The organism is Pseudomonas sp. LF020 (genome assembly GCF_053456425.1).
Genome location: NZ_JBRFIX010000001.1, coordinates 434910 through 446969 on the forward strand (window position 1 = coordinate 434910; position 12060 = coordinate 446969).

Sequence of the window (12060 nt, forward strand, 5' to 3'; positions counted from 1 at the left end):
TTCTGTGGTCTACACGACATTTGTGCACGACCGAAACTACTGTGGGAGCGGGCTCGCCCGCGAAAGCGTCGGCCCGGTCACTACAAGTCTTGAAGCTTTCCACTGACGACAAGGCGCCACACCATGTCCCTGCACCTGATCATCGGCGACAAACTGCTTTCTTCCTGGTCGCTGCGTGCCGCACTGGCCGTCGAGCTGACCGGCGCGCCCTACAGCGAAGAACTGATCAAACTCGGCAAGCCCGACACCCGCGAGCGGCTGCTCAAGCATTCGCCGACCGCCAAGGTGCCGTTGCTGCAAACCTCTCGTGGCACTATCGCCGACTCTCTGGCGATCGCCGAATACCTGGCCGAACAGTTCCCGTCCGAGCAGCTCTGGCCAAGTGATCTTTTCGCTCGCGCTCAGGCCCGTTCCGCCTGCGCGCAGATGCACAGTGGCTTTTTCGCCATGCGCAATCACATGCCGTTCAACCTGAGCCACGACGCACCGCTGAACCCGGTGCCGCCGGAAGTGAAGGTCGATATCGAACGCATGCTCGCGCTGTGGGCCGAATGCCGCGCTGCCGCCACAGAGCCTGGACCGTATCTGTTTGGCCGGGTGAGTCTGGCTGATGCGTTCTTCGCCCCGATTGCCGTGCGCCTGCGGACTTACCAGGTGCAGTTGTCGGCGGTTGATCAGGCCTATGTTGAAACCGTCTACCAATGGCCCGCTTTCAAGGCGTGGCAAAAGGCTGGACTGGAGGAGTTGAATCCGTGAAACGCGTACACGTCGCGGCTGCCGTCATTCGGGACGACAGCGGCAAAATCCTCATCGCCCGCCGTGCCGACACCCAGCATCAGGGCGGCTTGTGGGAGTTTCCCGGCGGCAAGGTCGAGGCTGACGAATCCGTCGAAAGCGCCCTGGCTCGCGAGCTTCAGGAAGAATTGGGCATCGTCGTGGGCGCCGCTCGTCCACTGATCAAGGTTCGCCACGACTACCCGGACAAGCAGGTGTTGCTGGATGTCTGGGAAGTCTCAAGCTTCAGCGGTGAACCCCACGGCGCCGAAGGTCAGCCACTGGCCTGGGTCAGCGCGAAAGAACTGACCGGCTACGAGTTTCCGGCCGCCAACCAGCCAATCGTCGCCGCCGCACGCCTGCCCGCTGAATACTTGATCACCCCGGAAGATCTGGAAGCCCCGGCCTTGCTACGCGGCATTCAGAAGGCGATTGCCGGCGGGATCAAACTGATCCAGCTGCGTGCGCCCAACGGCTACGACCCCAAATACCGCGATCTGGCGGTGGATGCAGCCGGTCTGTGTGCCGGCAAGGCGCAGTTGATGATCAAGGGGCCGTTCGAATGGCTCGGCGATTTCCCGTCCGCCGGCTGGCACATCACCGCCGCGCAATTGCGCAAATACGCCGAAGCGGGGCGACCGTTGCCGGCGGAGCGCTGGTTGGCGGCTTCGTGCCACAACGCCGAAGAACTGGCGCTGGCCGAGCAGATGGGCGTGGATTTCGTCACCCTGTCACCGGTTCAACCAACCTTGACCCACCCGGACGCGCAACCGTTGGGCTGGGAGCAGGCTGCTGCGTTGATCGAGGGCTTTGGCAAGCCGGTGTTCATGCTCGGCGGGGTTGGCCCGGCGGAGCGCGAGAAGGCTTGGGGTGTCGGGGCTCAGGGTGTGGCGGGGATTCGGGCGTTCTGGCCAGTAGCTTGATTATGTGCTGAGGCTGATGGCCTCATCGCTGGCAAGCCAGCTCCCACAGGTGTCGGGTGCACCGCAAATGCGGAGAACGATACAAAACCTTGTGGGAGCTGGCTTGCCAGCGATGGCGGCCAATAAAACACTACATTTCTATTGGTTTTGCAGCAGGTTGCCACAAAATCTCTGCAATCCCCTGCCGCCGCGCAATCAACCTTGCGGCCACGAACAACAGATCCGACAGCCGATTGATATACGCCAGGCCAACCCCGGCCAATGGCTCGATCGCATTCAAATGCTGACAACGCCGCTCGGCACTGCGCGCCAGACTGCGGCACACATGGGCCTGGGCAATCAACATCGAACCGCCGGGCAGGATGAAATTCTCCAGCGGCCCCAATTCCTCGTTCCACACATCGATGGCTGCTTCCAGGCGCTCGATTTCCGCCGCATTCAGCGCCTGATATTGCGGCATCGCCAGTTCACCGCCGAGGTCAAACAGGCGATGCTGGCAAGGCGCGAGCACGTCGATCAGTTCATTTAAACCCGGGAATGCCTCACGTTCGGCGATCAATCCGGCCAGCAGCACACCGACCTGACTGTTCAGCGTGTCGACTTCGCCAATCGCTTCGATCCGCGGGTGATCCTTGGGTACGCGGCGGCCATCGCCCAGGCCGGTTTCGCCTGTGTCGCCGGTGCGGGTGTAAATCTTCGACAGGCGAAAGCCCATGGGTTACCTCGGTAGTTGATTGGTTTCGGCGGCGATGGCCGCCGGTTGGGTCAGTGGCAGGCGCAAGGTGAAGCAGGTGCCCTGGCCCGGCGCGGATTGCACTTCCATCTGGCCTTTATGGTTGTTGGTGATGATGAAGTACGACACCGACAGCCCCAGCCCTGTGCCCTGGCCGATTTCCTTGGTGGTGAAGAACGGCTCGAAAGTACGTTTGCGCACGTTCTCGCTCATGCCGATGCCGTTGTCCTCGACCTGGATCTCGGCCCATGGCGGATTGAGCTTGGTGCGCAGGATGATCCGCCCCGGCTCGCTGTCGTCTTCGCGCTGGTGAATGGCTTGCGCGGCGTTTTTCAGCAGGTTGAGCAGCACTTGCTCCAGTTCGTTGGCGGTGCCCGGCACCGGGCCGAGCGCCGGATCGAACTGGCGGATGATCGCCTGGCCCTTGAAGTCGAAACCGATCGCCAGATCGAAGTCGTTGCCGGCAATTTCCACCGCCTGATCAATCAACGCCGGCAGATCGCAGGGCGCCATTTGCCGGGTGCTGCGGCGGCTGAAACTGAGCATGTGGGTGACGATTTTTGCCGCGCGCGCGCCGGCCTGCTGGATGCCGTCGAGTAGTTTCGGCACTTCACGGCTTTGCAGGTAGCGGTTGACCGTGTCCAGTTCGATGCCGAGCTGCTCGGCGGTTTCGAGGTTCTTCGGCAGATCCGCCGACAGCCGCCGACGAATGTTCTGCACGTTGTGCAGGATCGCGCCGAGCGGGTTGTTGATCTCATGGGCCATGCCGGCAGCGAGGCCACCGACCGAGAGCATTTTTTCCGACTGCACCATCATTTCTTCCAGCGACAGGCGCTGGGTGATGTCGTCGATGCGGATCACCACACCACGCCCGGCACCGCCCATCAGCGGGTAAAAGGTCAGGGCGTAATGCTTGGGTTCGTCATCCTTGAACCAGGTCACTCGCTCGATTTTCGCCACCGTGTGCTCTTCCACGGTCTGCTTGAGTTGCGGCAGAAACGGCTTGAGCGGTTCGAAGGCGAGGAAGATCGGCTGGTTCAGCGCTTCATCCAGACGCGTCCCGGAGAGGGCGCTGGCCTCCTGGTTCCACTGGGTCACGTAGAGCTGCTCGTCGAGGGCGATCAGCGCCGAGGGCATGGAGTCGATGATGCTGTTGAGGTAGTTCTGGAATCCGGTGAGCTTCTTCTCGATCTTGCTCCGCACCTGTACTTCCAATTCCAGTTTGCGGTTGGTGTGGCGGGTTTCTTCGGCCAGGCCCTGCGCCTGATCGTAAGCGGCCTGTGAGTCATCGCGGGCGCGCTTGAGTTGCTGTTCGCGGGCCTCGATACGCGAGAGCATGGTGTTGAACGCCTCGGCAAGACTGCCGATTTCATCGTGGTTGCCGCGTGAGGCACGCAGGGCATAGTTCTCTTCACGGGTGACCTGACGCGACAGCTCTTCCAGCTCATGGATTGGCCGGGTGATCAGGCGTTTGATCTGCCGGGCAATCACCAGCCACAGCAGCACACTGAAAATCAGGATGCCGAGGCTGGCAGTCAGGGTGCCGGTGTAGAACGCCATCGGCAGTTCACTGCTGGCCACCAGCAGCAGATGCCCCGGCGCGGTGCCGGGGCGGGGCAGGGTGATCAACTGGTTGCTGCGAAACTCGGTCAGTTGCCAGGCTTCGACGTGCCGATAGCGTTCCGGCAGATTGAGCTTGTCGCCACGCTGCACCTGGGCGATGCGGTCACCCTTGCCGTCATACAGCGCCGCCGCGCGCAACGGCGAATAGCTGTCGAGTTCCTTGAGCAGGCGTTCGGCGCTTTGTGGCGACTCGAGGGCTTGTGCGACCAGGCTCGGGTTGGAGATCAGTCGGCCGATGGTCTGCAGGGCCTGCGGCGCCATGCTTTCCTGGGAGATGTAATAGGCGGCGCTGATAAAGGTCAGGTTGGCGACCAGCAGGACGGTGGTCAACAACACCAGCAGGGCGGCCAGCAGTTTCTGGCCGACCGGCAGGTTTTCAAGGCGCTGGCGCAATGGCATCAGGTTTATCGCAGCAAAGGAACAAGTGGGCAGCGTAGCCGCTGCTCAGTCGCTGGGCAATCCAAGGCTGCGCAGATGGCCGACCAGCCGTTGCTGCAATTGCTTGAGGTGCGGCAGGTTCAGTTGATGACGGCTGGCGACTTTGCAGGCGTGGCCCAGCAGATAGCTGATTTCGGTGCGGCGCTGGTTGGCCACGTCCTGATACATCGACGAGTAATTGGCCGCCGTGGCGTGGATCACCCGTTCGACTTCCTGTTGCAGATCGAGCGCCGCCGCCGGTTGACCGCAACGCTCCAGCAATTCGGCAAGCTCTGCGCACAGCGTGGCGACTTCGCATTGATGCAGTTTCAGCCCGCCGTTACGGCAATCGTGGAGCACGGTCAGTGGATTGATCGCGCAATTGAGCGCCAGTTTGCGCCACAGCCGGGTGAGAATGTCGGTGCTCCATTCGTGGGGGATGTTCGCCGCTTGCAGGTCGTCCAGCCAGATCGGCGCTACCGGATGGCCGGCATCGCCCAGCCAGGTGAAACCGTGGCCGGCAAACACCACGCGCCAGTCGCCGTCGCGGAACGCGCCTTCGGTGCTGGAGGCGCTGATGCAGCGTGCCTGCGGAACCACCGCTGCGACCGCGTCCTGACTGCCGAGGCCGTTTTGCAGCAGGATCAGCTCGGCATCTGCGCTCAGGCGCGGGGCGAGGCGGGCGACGGCGCTTTCGGCGTCATAGGCCTTGCAGGCGACCAGCAGGCGGCGGATCGGCTCTGGATCGTCCACCGTTTGCGCGGGGACAGCATAGGCAGTGGCTGCGCCGTGTTCGACCAGCGTCAGACCGCCCGCCGCCTGATAGCTGCGCAAGCGCTCGGCATCCCGCACGATCAGGCGCACCGGCAGACCGGCCCGCGCCAGACGCGTGGCCCAGAGGGTGCCGAGGCTGCCGGCGCCGAGAACGTGCCAGGGGGTGGACATCAGTTTTTCACTCGGTAAGGTACTGGCATGCAAGGCTCGCCGTATCGGTGGGAAAAGACCCGTTATAATGAGCCGGATTTTAACCGCAAGCCAAGCGCGCTCCATCCTCATCGAGCGCGCCTTTTTATTGGAGAGATTACATGCCGTCGTTCGACGTGGTATCCGAACTGGACAAACACGAGCTGACCAACGCGGTCGAGAACGCCGTGAAGGAACTCGATCGTCGCTATGACCTGAAAGGCAAAGGCAGCTTTGAGTTCAAGGAAAAGGACCTGACCGTCAACCTGACCGCTGAAGCCGGGTTCCAGCTGGAAGCGATGATCGAGATCCTGAAGCTGGCCCTGACCAAGCGCAAGATCGATGTGCAGTGCCTTGAAGTCAAAGATGCTTACGCTTCGGGCAAGCTGATGAAGCAGGACGCCATTCTCAAGGAAGGCATCGACAAGGAACTGGCGAAGAAGATTGTCGCGCACATCAAGGACGCCAAGCTCAAGGTGCAGGCCGCCATCCAGGGCGAGCAGGTACGTGTGACCGGCAAGAAGCGCGATGATCTGCAGGAAGCCATCGCGGCCCTGCGCGCCAAGGAATTCGGCATGCCGCTGCAGTTCAACAACTTCCGCGACTAAGTCCGGTCAGATGATCTGTGGGAGCGAGCTTGCTCGCGAAAGCGGTATGTCATTCAGCCATGAGTTGACTGGCACACCGCCTTCGCGAGCAAGCTCGCTCCCACATTGTTTTATGTATACCTGGCGGTTTCTGCCGCTGATTTTTTACAGCCCGGGTAGCCGGAAATCAGGAGATGGATGATGGATTTGAATGCTGAGGTAGACAACCTGGTCAAGGCGTCCCAGGCGTGGATTCCGATGATCATGGAATACGGCAGCCGCGTGCTGCTGGCGGTGATTACCCTGGCGATCGGTTGGTGGCTGATCAACAAGGTCACGCAAAAGCTTGGTGGCCTGCTGGCTCTGCGCAATGCCGACCTGGCGCTGCAAGGCTTCATCAGCAGCCTGGCGAACATCATCCTCAAGGTGTTGCTGATCGTCAGCGTCGCCTCGATGATCGGCGTGGAAACCACCTCGTTCGTGGCTGCGATCGGTGCTGCCGGCCTGGCCATCGGTCTGGCGTTGCAAGGCAGCTTGGCGAACTTCGCCGGCGGCGTGTTGATTTTGCTGTTCCGTCCGTTCCGTATCGGTGACTGGATCGAGGCGCAAGGCGTGGCGGGTACGGTCGACAGCATCCAGATTTTCCACACCGTGCTGCGTACCGGTGACAACAAGACCATCATCGTCCCGAACGGCAATCTGTCGAACGGCATCATCACCAACACCAACCGTCAGCCAACCCGCAAAGTGGTGTTCGACGTGGGTGTGGATTACGAAGCGGATCTGCAGAAAGCCCGTCAGGTGCTGCTGGATCTGGCCAAGGATGAGCGCGTGTTGCAGGACCCTGCGCCACAAGCGGTCATTTCGACATTGGGTGACAGTTCGATCACGGTTTCCCTGCGAGTCTGGGTTAAAACTGCAGACTATTGGGATGTGATGTTCATGTTTAACGAACAGTCGCGTGATCGTTTAAAGACTGCCGGTATTGATATTCCCTTTCCACAGCGCGTAATTCGTGTGGTTCAGGAATCGGCAACACAATGATAGGTTGCTAATTAAATGCCTGACTTGCTGGTCAGGCATTTATTACAAGTGACAGGCAATAAAAAGGCCCATCCGTAGATGGGCCTTTTTTTATGCTTCGAAACTAACCACTGACAATTACAGGATGTTCAGTGGGTATTCGGTGATCAGGCGGAACTCTTTAACGTCGCCTTCGCCTTCGTCAGCGTTAGCAACGTGCCAGGCTTGACGGATGCGGAAGGACAGATCTTTCGCTGGGCCAGACTGAACAACGTACTTGGCTTCGAAGTTGGTTTCGTGGTGTTTACCGTCTTCACCGTACAGGCCGGCGTAAGCGCTACCCGCTGGAGTGTGGGTACCGTCGATATCCCAACCTTTAACGTAACGAACCATGAAGCTCAGGCCAGGAACGCCGTACTCGGCCATTTTCAGGTCGTAACGGGCTTGCAGGGATTTCTCGCCAGCACCGTTGAAGTCGGAGTACTGGATGGAGTTGGCGAGGAAGATCGAGTCGCCACCACGGTTGTTCTTGCCCACGCCGATGTAGTCGAACGGGGTGTCGCCGTTGACCTTCTGGAAGGCCAGGGTGAAGGTGTGTGCCTTCAGGAACGACAGGGCGGTTGCCAGCGAGAAGGCGGTGTTGCTGATGTCGCCCGCTTTGGCGCTGCCGGTGTCGGTGGTGCGGTAGATGTTGAAGTCGGTGTTCAGCGAAGTGTCACCACCAAACGGGGTAGTGAGGTTCACGTTGGCGTAGTACTGGTTCCAGATGTCTTCCAGCTTGGCGCCGTACAGCGATGCAGTCAGGTTGTCAGTGATGCCGTATTTACCACCGAAGTAGTCGATGTTTTTGGCTTCAACACCCGCGTAGGTGGCGTAAAGGCCGCCTTCACGAGCGTTTTTGTCCTGGCTGGTAGCCGAGTAGAAGTGACCCGCTTCGAGGTCCAGATCTTTGACTTCGCTGCTCTGCAACTGGAAACCAGTGGCAGTTTGCGGAAGGATACGGGAGCCGCCAACAGCGAATACCGGAGCGGTGCTTGGCTGCATGTCGCCGAATTTCAGCTCGGTTTTGGAGATGCGGAATTTAACGGCTGCGCCGGCTTTGCCTTGGCTGTCGTTAACGTCGTGGGCATAACCGTTGGCCTTGACGGTGTCGCTACGGCTCATGTTGCCAGTGCCGGTAGTACCATCACCGCCATCCAGCTTGACCGCGAGGTAACCGAATGCATCGATACCGACGCCTACGGTGCCTTGGGTGTAACCGGAAGTGAAGTTACCGAGAAAGCCCTGGGTCCAGTCTTTCTGGTCGTGGCCACCGTTCTTGTTGTCGCGGTTGAAGTAGTAGTTCTTCAACGTCTCGGTGAGTTTCGCGCCTTCAACAAAACCTTTGGCTTCTGCCTGGTCATCTACAAACGGGGCGGCCGTAGCCAACTGAGTACTGGCTGCTGCTGCAACTGCCAGTGCGATTGTGCTCCACTTCATCACGCGCATCGTGATTTGCTCCTTTGGTTTTAGAAGAGTACTGCCGTCCCACCTGTTTTATTATCTGGGCGGCTCTTTCTTTTTGTGTCGGCGCAAACTTATATCACGCCGACATTGTTGGCGATACTTGCACATACAACCTTTCATGTTCTTTACGACGAGGTCGCAAATAGCTTGGTCGATGTCGCAAATTCACATTACCCATGCAGCCGGGCTGACAACTTTATCGCTGTTTCTGGGCCTTTTTGCATCGGTAAAAAAGAGTCCCTGGCAAAACACTTGAATCTCCATTGGGGCAACCCTGCCACCGTATTTGGTTGGTCTCAAGCTGCCACTTCACGTGCTGCGCTTATAGACCATGTGTGTCTGAATGCAACAAGCGTGCACAAAGTGCAGGGTTGCCACGTTTATTTTTCTGAACACCCGCCTGTAGCCGTAAAAACCTCATAAAAACGGGGGTTCAAGCCCTTTTGTATCAGGGGCTTGACGCATACCTTTACATCGTGTTGTCACGTTCGAAGGGTGGCGTGGCAACCAAAAACGTTACCGGTTCACCCCATAAGTGAGTATTTGGCGGATGCCCGACGCACTGAGCGTAGACGCACTGTGCGCTTTTGGTGCAAAAAATTTACAGGCTGTACCGGATTCATACAGTGTGTGGTCACTCTGCTGTCGGGTTGATCTGGGCGTCTCGGGCATTTGTTCGTGCTTGAGGGCAAACCTGGCGCTGTGATGGTGCACGGTCCGTATGAATGCCTCTTGCAAGGGCCTGAGTGGGCTGGCTTCGTGAACCTCGGCGCATTCGCAGGTATGCTGCCTGCCTGTCGCTTGGTGCGTCGCCCGTCGGGATGGCCACTAAGCTGAATTGTGTAGATCAGCCGGGAGTGCATGCAGTGTTTGCTTTAGATTCACGACTTCAACAGGACACCCTGACCATCGGCGACTTCCCGCTCTGCCGGCTGCTGTTGTCCAACGATGCCAATTACCCGTGGTTCATCCTGGTGCCACGCCGCGACGATATCAGCGAGTTGTTTCAGTTGGATGTCGCCGACCAGCAGCAGTTGTGGCAGGAAACCACCGCGCTGGCCGAGTTGCTCAAGGACTTGTTCGACGCCGACAAGCTGAACGTCGCAACGCTGGGCAACGTCGTCAGCCAACTGCACATGCATGTGATCGTGCGCAAGCGTGACGATGCGGCATGGCCGGCGCCAGTCTGGGGCAAACATCCGGCAAAGCCCTACAGCGCCGAGCAGGTAGCGGCCATTCGTGAGCGGTTGCGACTGGTGTTGACCGAACACTTCACGTTTCTGGAGAGCTGAACCATGAACCTTGAAGAACGCGTTACCGATCTGGAAAGTCGTCTGGCCTTCCAGGACGACACCATTCAGGCATTGAACGACGAACTGGTGGCGCAGCAGCGGGTGATCGAGCGCCTGCAGCTGCAGATGGCCGCCTTGCTCAAGCGTCAGGAAGAGATGGTCGGGCAGTTCGACTCTTTCGAGGAAGAGGCGCCACCGCCGCATTACTGATGCCAGGCACGTTTGTGCAGGCGTAAAAAAACCGCGATCAGCCTGGCTGCTCGCGGTTTTTTATTACCTTGGATCAGCGACGCGGCAGGGCGGCGATCACGTCCTCGGCTTGCAGGCCTTTGTCCCGGTTCATCACCGAGAACTCCACGCGCTGGCCTTCGACCAGTACGCGGTGGCCTTCGCCACGGATTGCACGAAAGTGCACGAAAATATCATCGCCGGAATCCCGGGAGATAAAGCCGAAGCCCTTGGAGGTGTTGAACCACTTGACGGTACCGGTATCACGATTGCTCATGTCATAGCTGACAGGTGCGGCAGCCGGTGAAGATTTGTAGAAGCTCACAGCCAGATGCACAACCACGGCAACCAGGGCGATCACCAGGCTGAACAACACGGCAGGTTGACCGGCGATGACTGGCATCGGTGCGATCAGGGTCAGGGTTTGCAGGACGACAGTCAGCACGAGAAGAGCGCTGACCAGATTTTGCAGATGCTGGCGCGGGCCTTTGTTCCAGTAAGGAATCACTGGAGCGATGACCAGGTTCAGCAGGCCGAAAAAGGCCAGGTAAAGTGCATCGGGTTGTTGCAGGTAAGGAACGGCTTCGGATTTCAAGCTAGGTATGAACGACAGCAGCAAGGCCGCTGCGCCCATTAGCAGGTGGACGATCTTCAACATTTTGATTGGCTCACGTTATGACGGCTCACAAGGAAGAGCTGAAGGCGCACGGTTCGCTTCGGAACAATAAAGAGGCGTTGGACACGTGCCCGGCATCAGCCTATGCGCGACACCCCCGAAAAACGGGGCTTAGCGACACACTGCCTATTTAACAGCAAAGCCTGCAGCGACTCAAATTACCCCGGCCAGCGGCACCGGCCCGGTCGATTTGTCGCACGGCGAGTGAAGATTGCCGGCTGCGAGGTGGCGGCTGTCTTGCTAGAGTGGGGCTGCACCTGTTGGATGAATTCAATCGCCTTAGGGGGTAAACATGGCAATCGATATCGGTATCAGTGAAGAAGACCGCAAGTCCATCGTCGAGGGGCTGTCGCGCCTGCTGTCGGACACCTACGTGCTGTATCTGAAAACCCATAACTTCCACTGGAACGTCACCGGGCCCATGTTCAGGACCCTGCATCTGATGTTCGAAGAGCAATACAACGAGCTGGCGCTGGCGGTGGATCTGATCGCCGAGCGCATCCGCGCTCTGGGTTTTCCGGCGCCGGGTGCCTACGCGACTTACGCACGTCTCTCCTCTATTAAAGAAGAAGTCGGCGTGCCAAGTGCCGAGGACATGATCAAGCAGTTGGTCGACGGCCAGGAAGCGGTCACGCGCACCGCTCGCGGCATCTTCCCGTTGCTGGACAAAGTCAGTGACGAGCCGACGGCCGACCTGCTGACCCAGCGCATGCAAGTACACGAGAAGACTGCGTGGATGCTGCGCGCGTTGCTCGAGGCCTGATAATCCGGTGCGCGGATATCCGGGGGTAATGGATGTCCGCGTGCTGTTTCAAATCTTACTGAACATGTCGGCTTATCCTACGTTGCTGGGCAACTAGTCATCTGGCGCTGGCTCTGCGTCTGCGTTTTTATGAAGGCACAGGATGTTGTCTTTATAAAAGCAGCGATGACAAAGGAGTGTCAGCGATATGGTGGGTGCAGACAGGCAAAGCGAACATGGCGTTTCGCAGCAGGCTCTGAAGGTTGATCCGTTTGTCAGCGATTTCGACTTCGAGCTGATCCGGCCGCTGGCGAGATCAGTGCGGTTGAACGGGTTTGCCACGTGCTTGAGGCTCGAGCAGGTTTACTGGAACATTCTCGGTGACATGGCCGGGCACAACGGCTGTTCGGTTAGCACGCTGCTGTCCCATGTGGACCGCGAAGTGCACCTGCGCCACGGCGGGGTGAAAAACTTCAGTGGTCTGGTGCGGGTGGTGTGCGTGATGAATAGCCTGCGCGATACCCCGGCGGCCGTCATGCCCTGAACGGGCAATACTTGAAATGACGTGGCGGG

Annotated in this window: 13 protein-coding genes; 8 read left to right on the forward strand and 5 right to left on the reverse strand. The window is 59.1% G+C overall.

Annotated elements, in window-relative coordinates:
- Positions 1–123: 123 nt before the first annotated feature.
- Positions 124–756, forward strand: a complete 633-nt coding sequence (locus tag ACU680_RS02015) for a glutathione S-transferase family protein (RefSeq protein WP_448178526.1) — start codon at positions 124–126, stop codon at positions 754–756.
- A complete protein-coding gene (locus ACU680_RS02020; protein WP_448178527.1) occupies positions 753–1697 on the forward strand; it encodes a Nudix family hydrolase in 945 nt (314 codons plus the stop codon). Before ACU680_RS02015 ends, ACU680_RS02020 begins: the two co-directional genes overlap by 4 nt.
- A gap of 130 nt (positions 1698–1827) precedes the next feature.
- Here ACU680_RS02020 and ACU680_RS02025 read toward each other — a convergent pair whose 3' ends face one another.
- From ACU680_RS02025 to ACU680_RS02035, 3 genes are read right to left on the reverse strand one after another with little or no spacing between them, the layout of a single operon-like run.
- Entirely contained in the window at positions 1828–2412 is a 585-nt protein-coding gene (locus ACU680_RS02025; RefSeq protein WP_448178528.1) for a cob(I)yrinic acid a,c-diamide adenosyltransferase, read from the reverse strand.
- 3 nt (positions 2413–2415) lie between these two features.
- Positions 2416–4452, reverse strand: coding sequence for a sensor histidine kinase (locus tag ACU680_RS02030; protein WP_007962086.1), 2037 nt, complete (start codon positions 4450–4452; stop codon positions 2416–2418).
- A 45-nt stretch (positions 4453–4497) separates the two neighbouring features.
- Complete coding sequence (locus tag ACU680_RS02035; protein ID WP_448178529.1) at positions 4498–5415, reverse strand: putative 2-dehydropantoate 2-reductase; 918 nt, start codon at positions 5413–5415, stop codon at positions 4498–4500.
- A 140-nt stretch (positions 5416–5555) separates the two neighbouring features.
- Here ACU680_RS02035 and ACU680_RS02040 point away from each other — a divergent pair, with 140 nt between their 5' ends.
- Together ACU680_RS02040 and ACU680_RS02045 are read left to right on the forward strand one after the other, a co-directional pair.
- Entirely contained in the window at positions 5556–6041 is a 486-nt protein-coding gene (locus ACU680_RS02040) for a YajQ family cyclic di-GMP-binding protein (protein WP_003227548.1), read from the forward strand.
- 180 nt (positions 6042–6221) lie between these two features.
- Complete coding sequence (locus ACU680_RS02045) at positions 6222–7064, forward strand: mechanosensitive ion channel family protein (RefSeq protein ID WP_007912753.1); 843 nt, start codon at positions 6222–6224, stop codon at positions 7062–7064.
- Between the two features lie 117 nt (positions 7065–7181).
- Here ACU680_RS02045 and ACU680_RS02050 read toward each other — a convergent pair whose 3' ends face one another.
- The gene (locus tag ACU680_RS02050; protein ID WP_108592213.1) at positions 7182–8531 is read right to left on the reverse strand and encodes an OprD family porin; all 1350 of its coding nucleotides are present in this window, start codon (positions 8529–8531) and stop codon (positions 7182–7184) included.
- 884 nt (positions 8532–9415) lie between these two features.
- Here ACU680_RS02050 and ACU680_RS02055 point away from each other — a divergent pair.
- Positions 9416–9841: an HIT domain-containing protein gene (locus tag ACU680_RS02055; RefSeq protein WP_400763788.1), complete on the forward strand. Its 426-nt coding sequence runs from the start codon at positions 9416–9418 to the stop codon at positions 9839–9841.
- 3 nt (positions 9842–9844) lie between these two features.
- Positions 9845–10051 (forward strand): SlyX family protein, encoded by a 207-nt coding sequence (locus ACU680_RS02060; RefSeq protein WP_007962092.1) that lies wholly within the window; start codon positions 9845–9847, stop codon positions 10049–10051.
- 73 nt (positions 10052–10124) lie between these two features.
- Here the strand turns inward: ACU680_RS02060 and ACU680_RS02065 are convergent, their stop codons facing one another.
- On the reverse strand, positions 10125–10727 hold the full coding sequence (locus tag ACU680_RS02065; protein WP_003227539.1) for a cold-shock protein: 603 nt from the start codon (positions 10725–10727) through the stop codon (positions 10125–10127).
- 310 nt (positions 10728–11037) lie between these two features.
- On the opposite strand from ACU680_RS02065, the gene ACU680_RS02070 reads away from it, so the two are divergent.
- A complete protein-coding gene (locus ACU680_RS02070) occupies positions 11038–11508 on the forward strand; it encodes a Dps family protein (protein WP_007912745.1) in 471 nt (156 codons plus the stop codon).
- Between the two features lie 187 nt (positions 11509–11695).
- Positions 11696–12031, forward strand: coding sequence for a ribbon-helix-helix domain-containing protein (locus ACU680_RS02075; protein WP_448178530.1), 336 nt, complete (start codon positions 11696–11698; stop codon positions 12029–12031).
- Positions 12032–12060: the final 29 nt, after the last annotated feature.

Excerpts from the sequence above, each read along its gene's own strand:
- ACU680_RS02015 (WP_448178526.1), top strand. The coding sequence starts at position 124 with ATGTCCCTGCACCTGATCATCGGCGACAAACTGCTTTCTTCCTGGTCG.
- ACU680_RS02025 (WP_448178528.1), bottom strand. The coding sequence starts at position 2,412 with ATGGGCTTTCGCCTGTCGAAGATTTACACCCGCACCGGCGACACAGGC.
- ACU680_RS02030 (WP_007962086.1), bottom strand. The coding sequence starts at position 4,452 with ATGCCATTGCGCCAGCGCCTTGAAAACCTGCCGGTCGGCCAGAAACTG.
- ACU680_RS02035 (WP_448178529.1), bottom strand. The coding sequence starts at position 5,415 with ATGTCCACCCCCTGGCACGTTCTCGGCGCCGGCAGCCTCGGCACCCTC.
- ACU680_RS02040 (WP_003227548.1), top strand. The coding sequence starts at position 5,556 with ATGCCGTCGTTCGACGTGGTATCCGAACTGGACAAACACGAGCTGACC.
- ACU680_RS02045 (WP_007912753.1), top strand. The coding sequence starts at position 6,222 with ATGGATTTGAATGCTGAGGTAGACAACCTGGTCAAGGCGTCCCAGGCG.
- ACU680_RS02050 (WP_108592213.1), bottom strand. The coding sequence starts at position 8,531 with ATGCGCGTGATGAAGTGGAGCACAATCGCACTGGCAGTTGCAGCAGCA.
- ACU680_RS02060 (WP_007962092.1), top strand. The coding sequence starts at position 9,845 with ATGAACCTTGAAGAACGCGTTACCGATCTGGAAAGTCGTCTGGCCTTC.
- ACU680_RS02065 (WP_003227539.1), bottom strand. The coding sequence starts at position 10,727 with ATGTTGAAGATCGTCCACCTGCTAATGGGCGCAGCGGCCTTGCTGCTG.
- ACU680_RS02070 (WP_007912745.1), top strand. The coding sequence starts at position 11,038 with ATGGCAATCGATATCGGTATCAGTGAAGAAGACCGCAAGTCCATCGTC.
- ACU680_RS02075 (WP_448178530.1), top strand. The coding sequence starts at position 11,696 with ATGGTGGGTGCAGACAGGCAAAGCGAACATGGCGTTTCGCAGCAGGCT.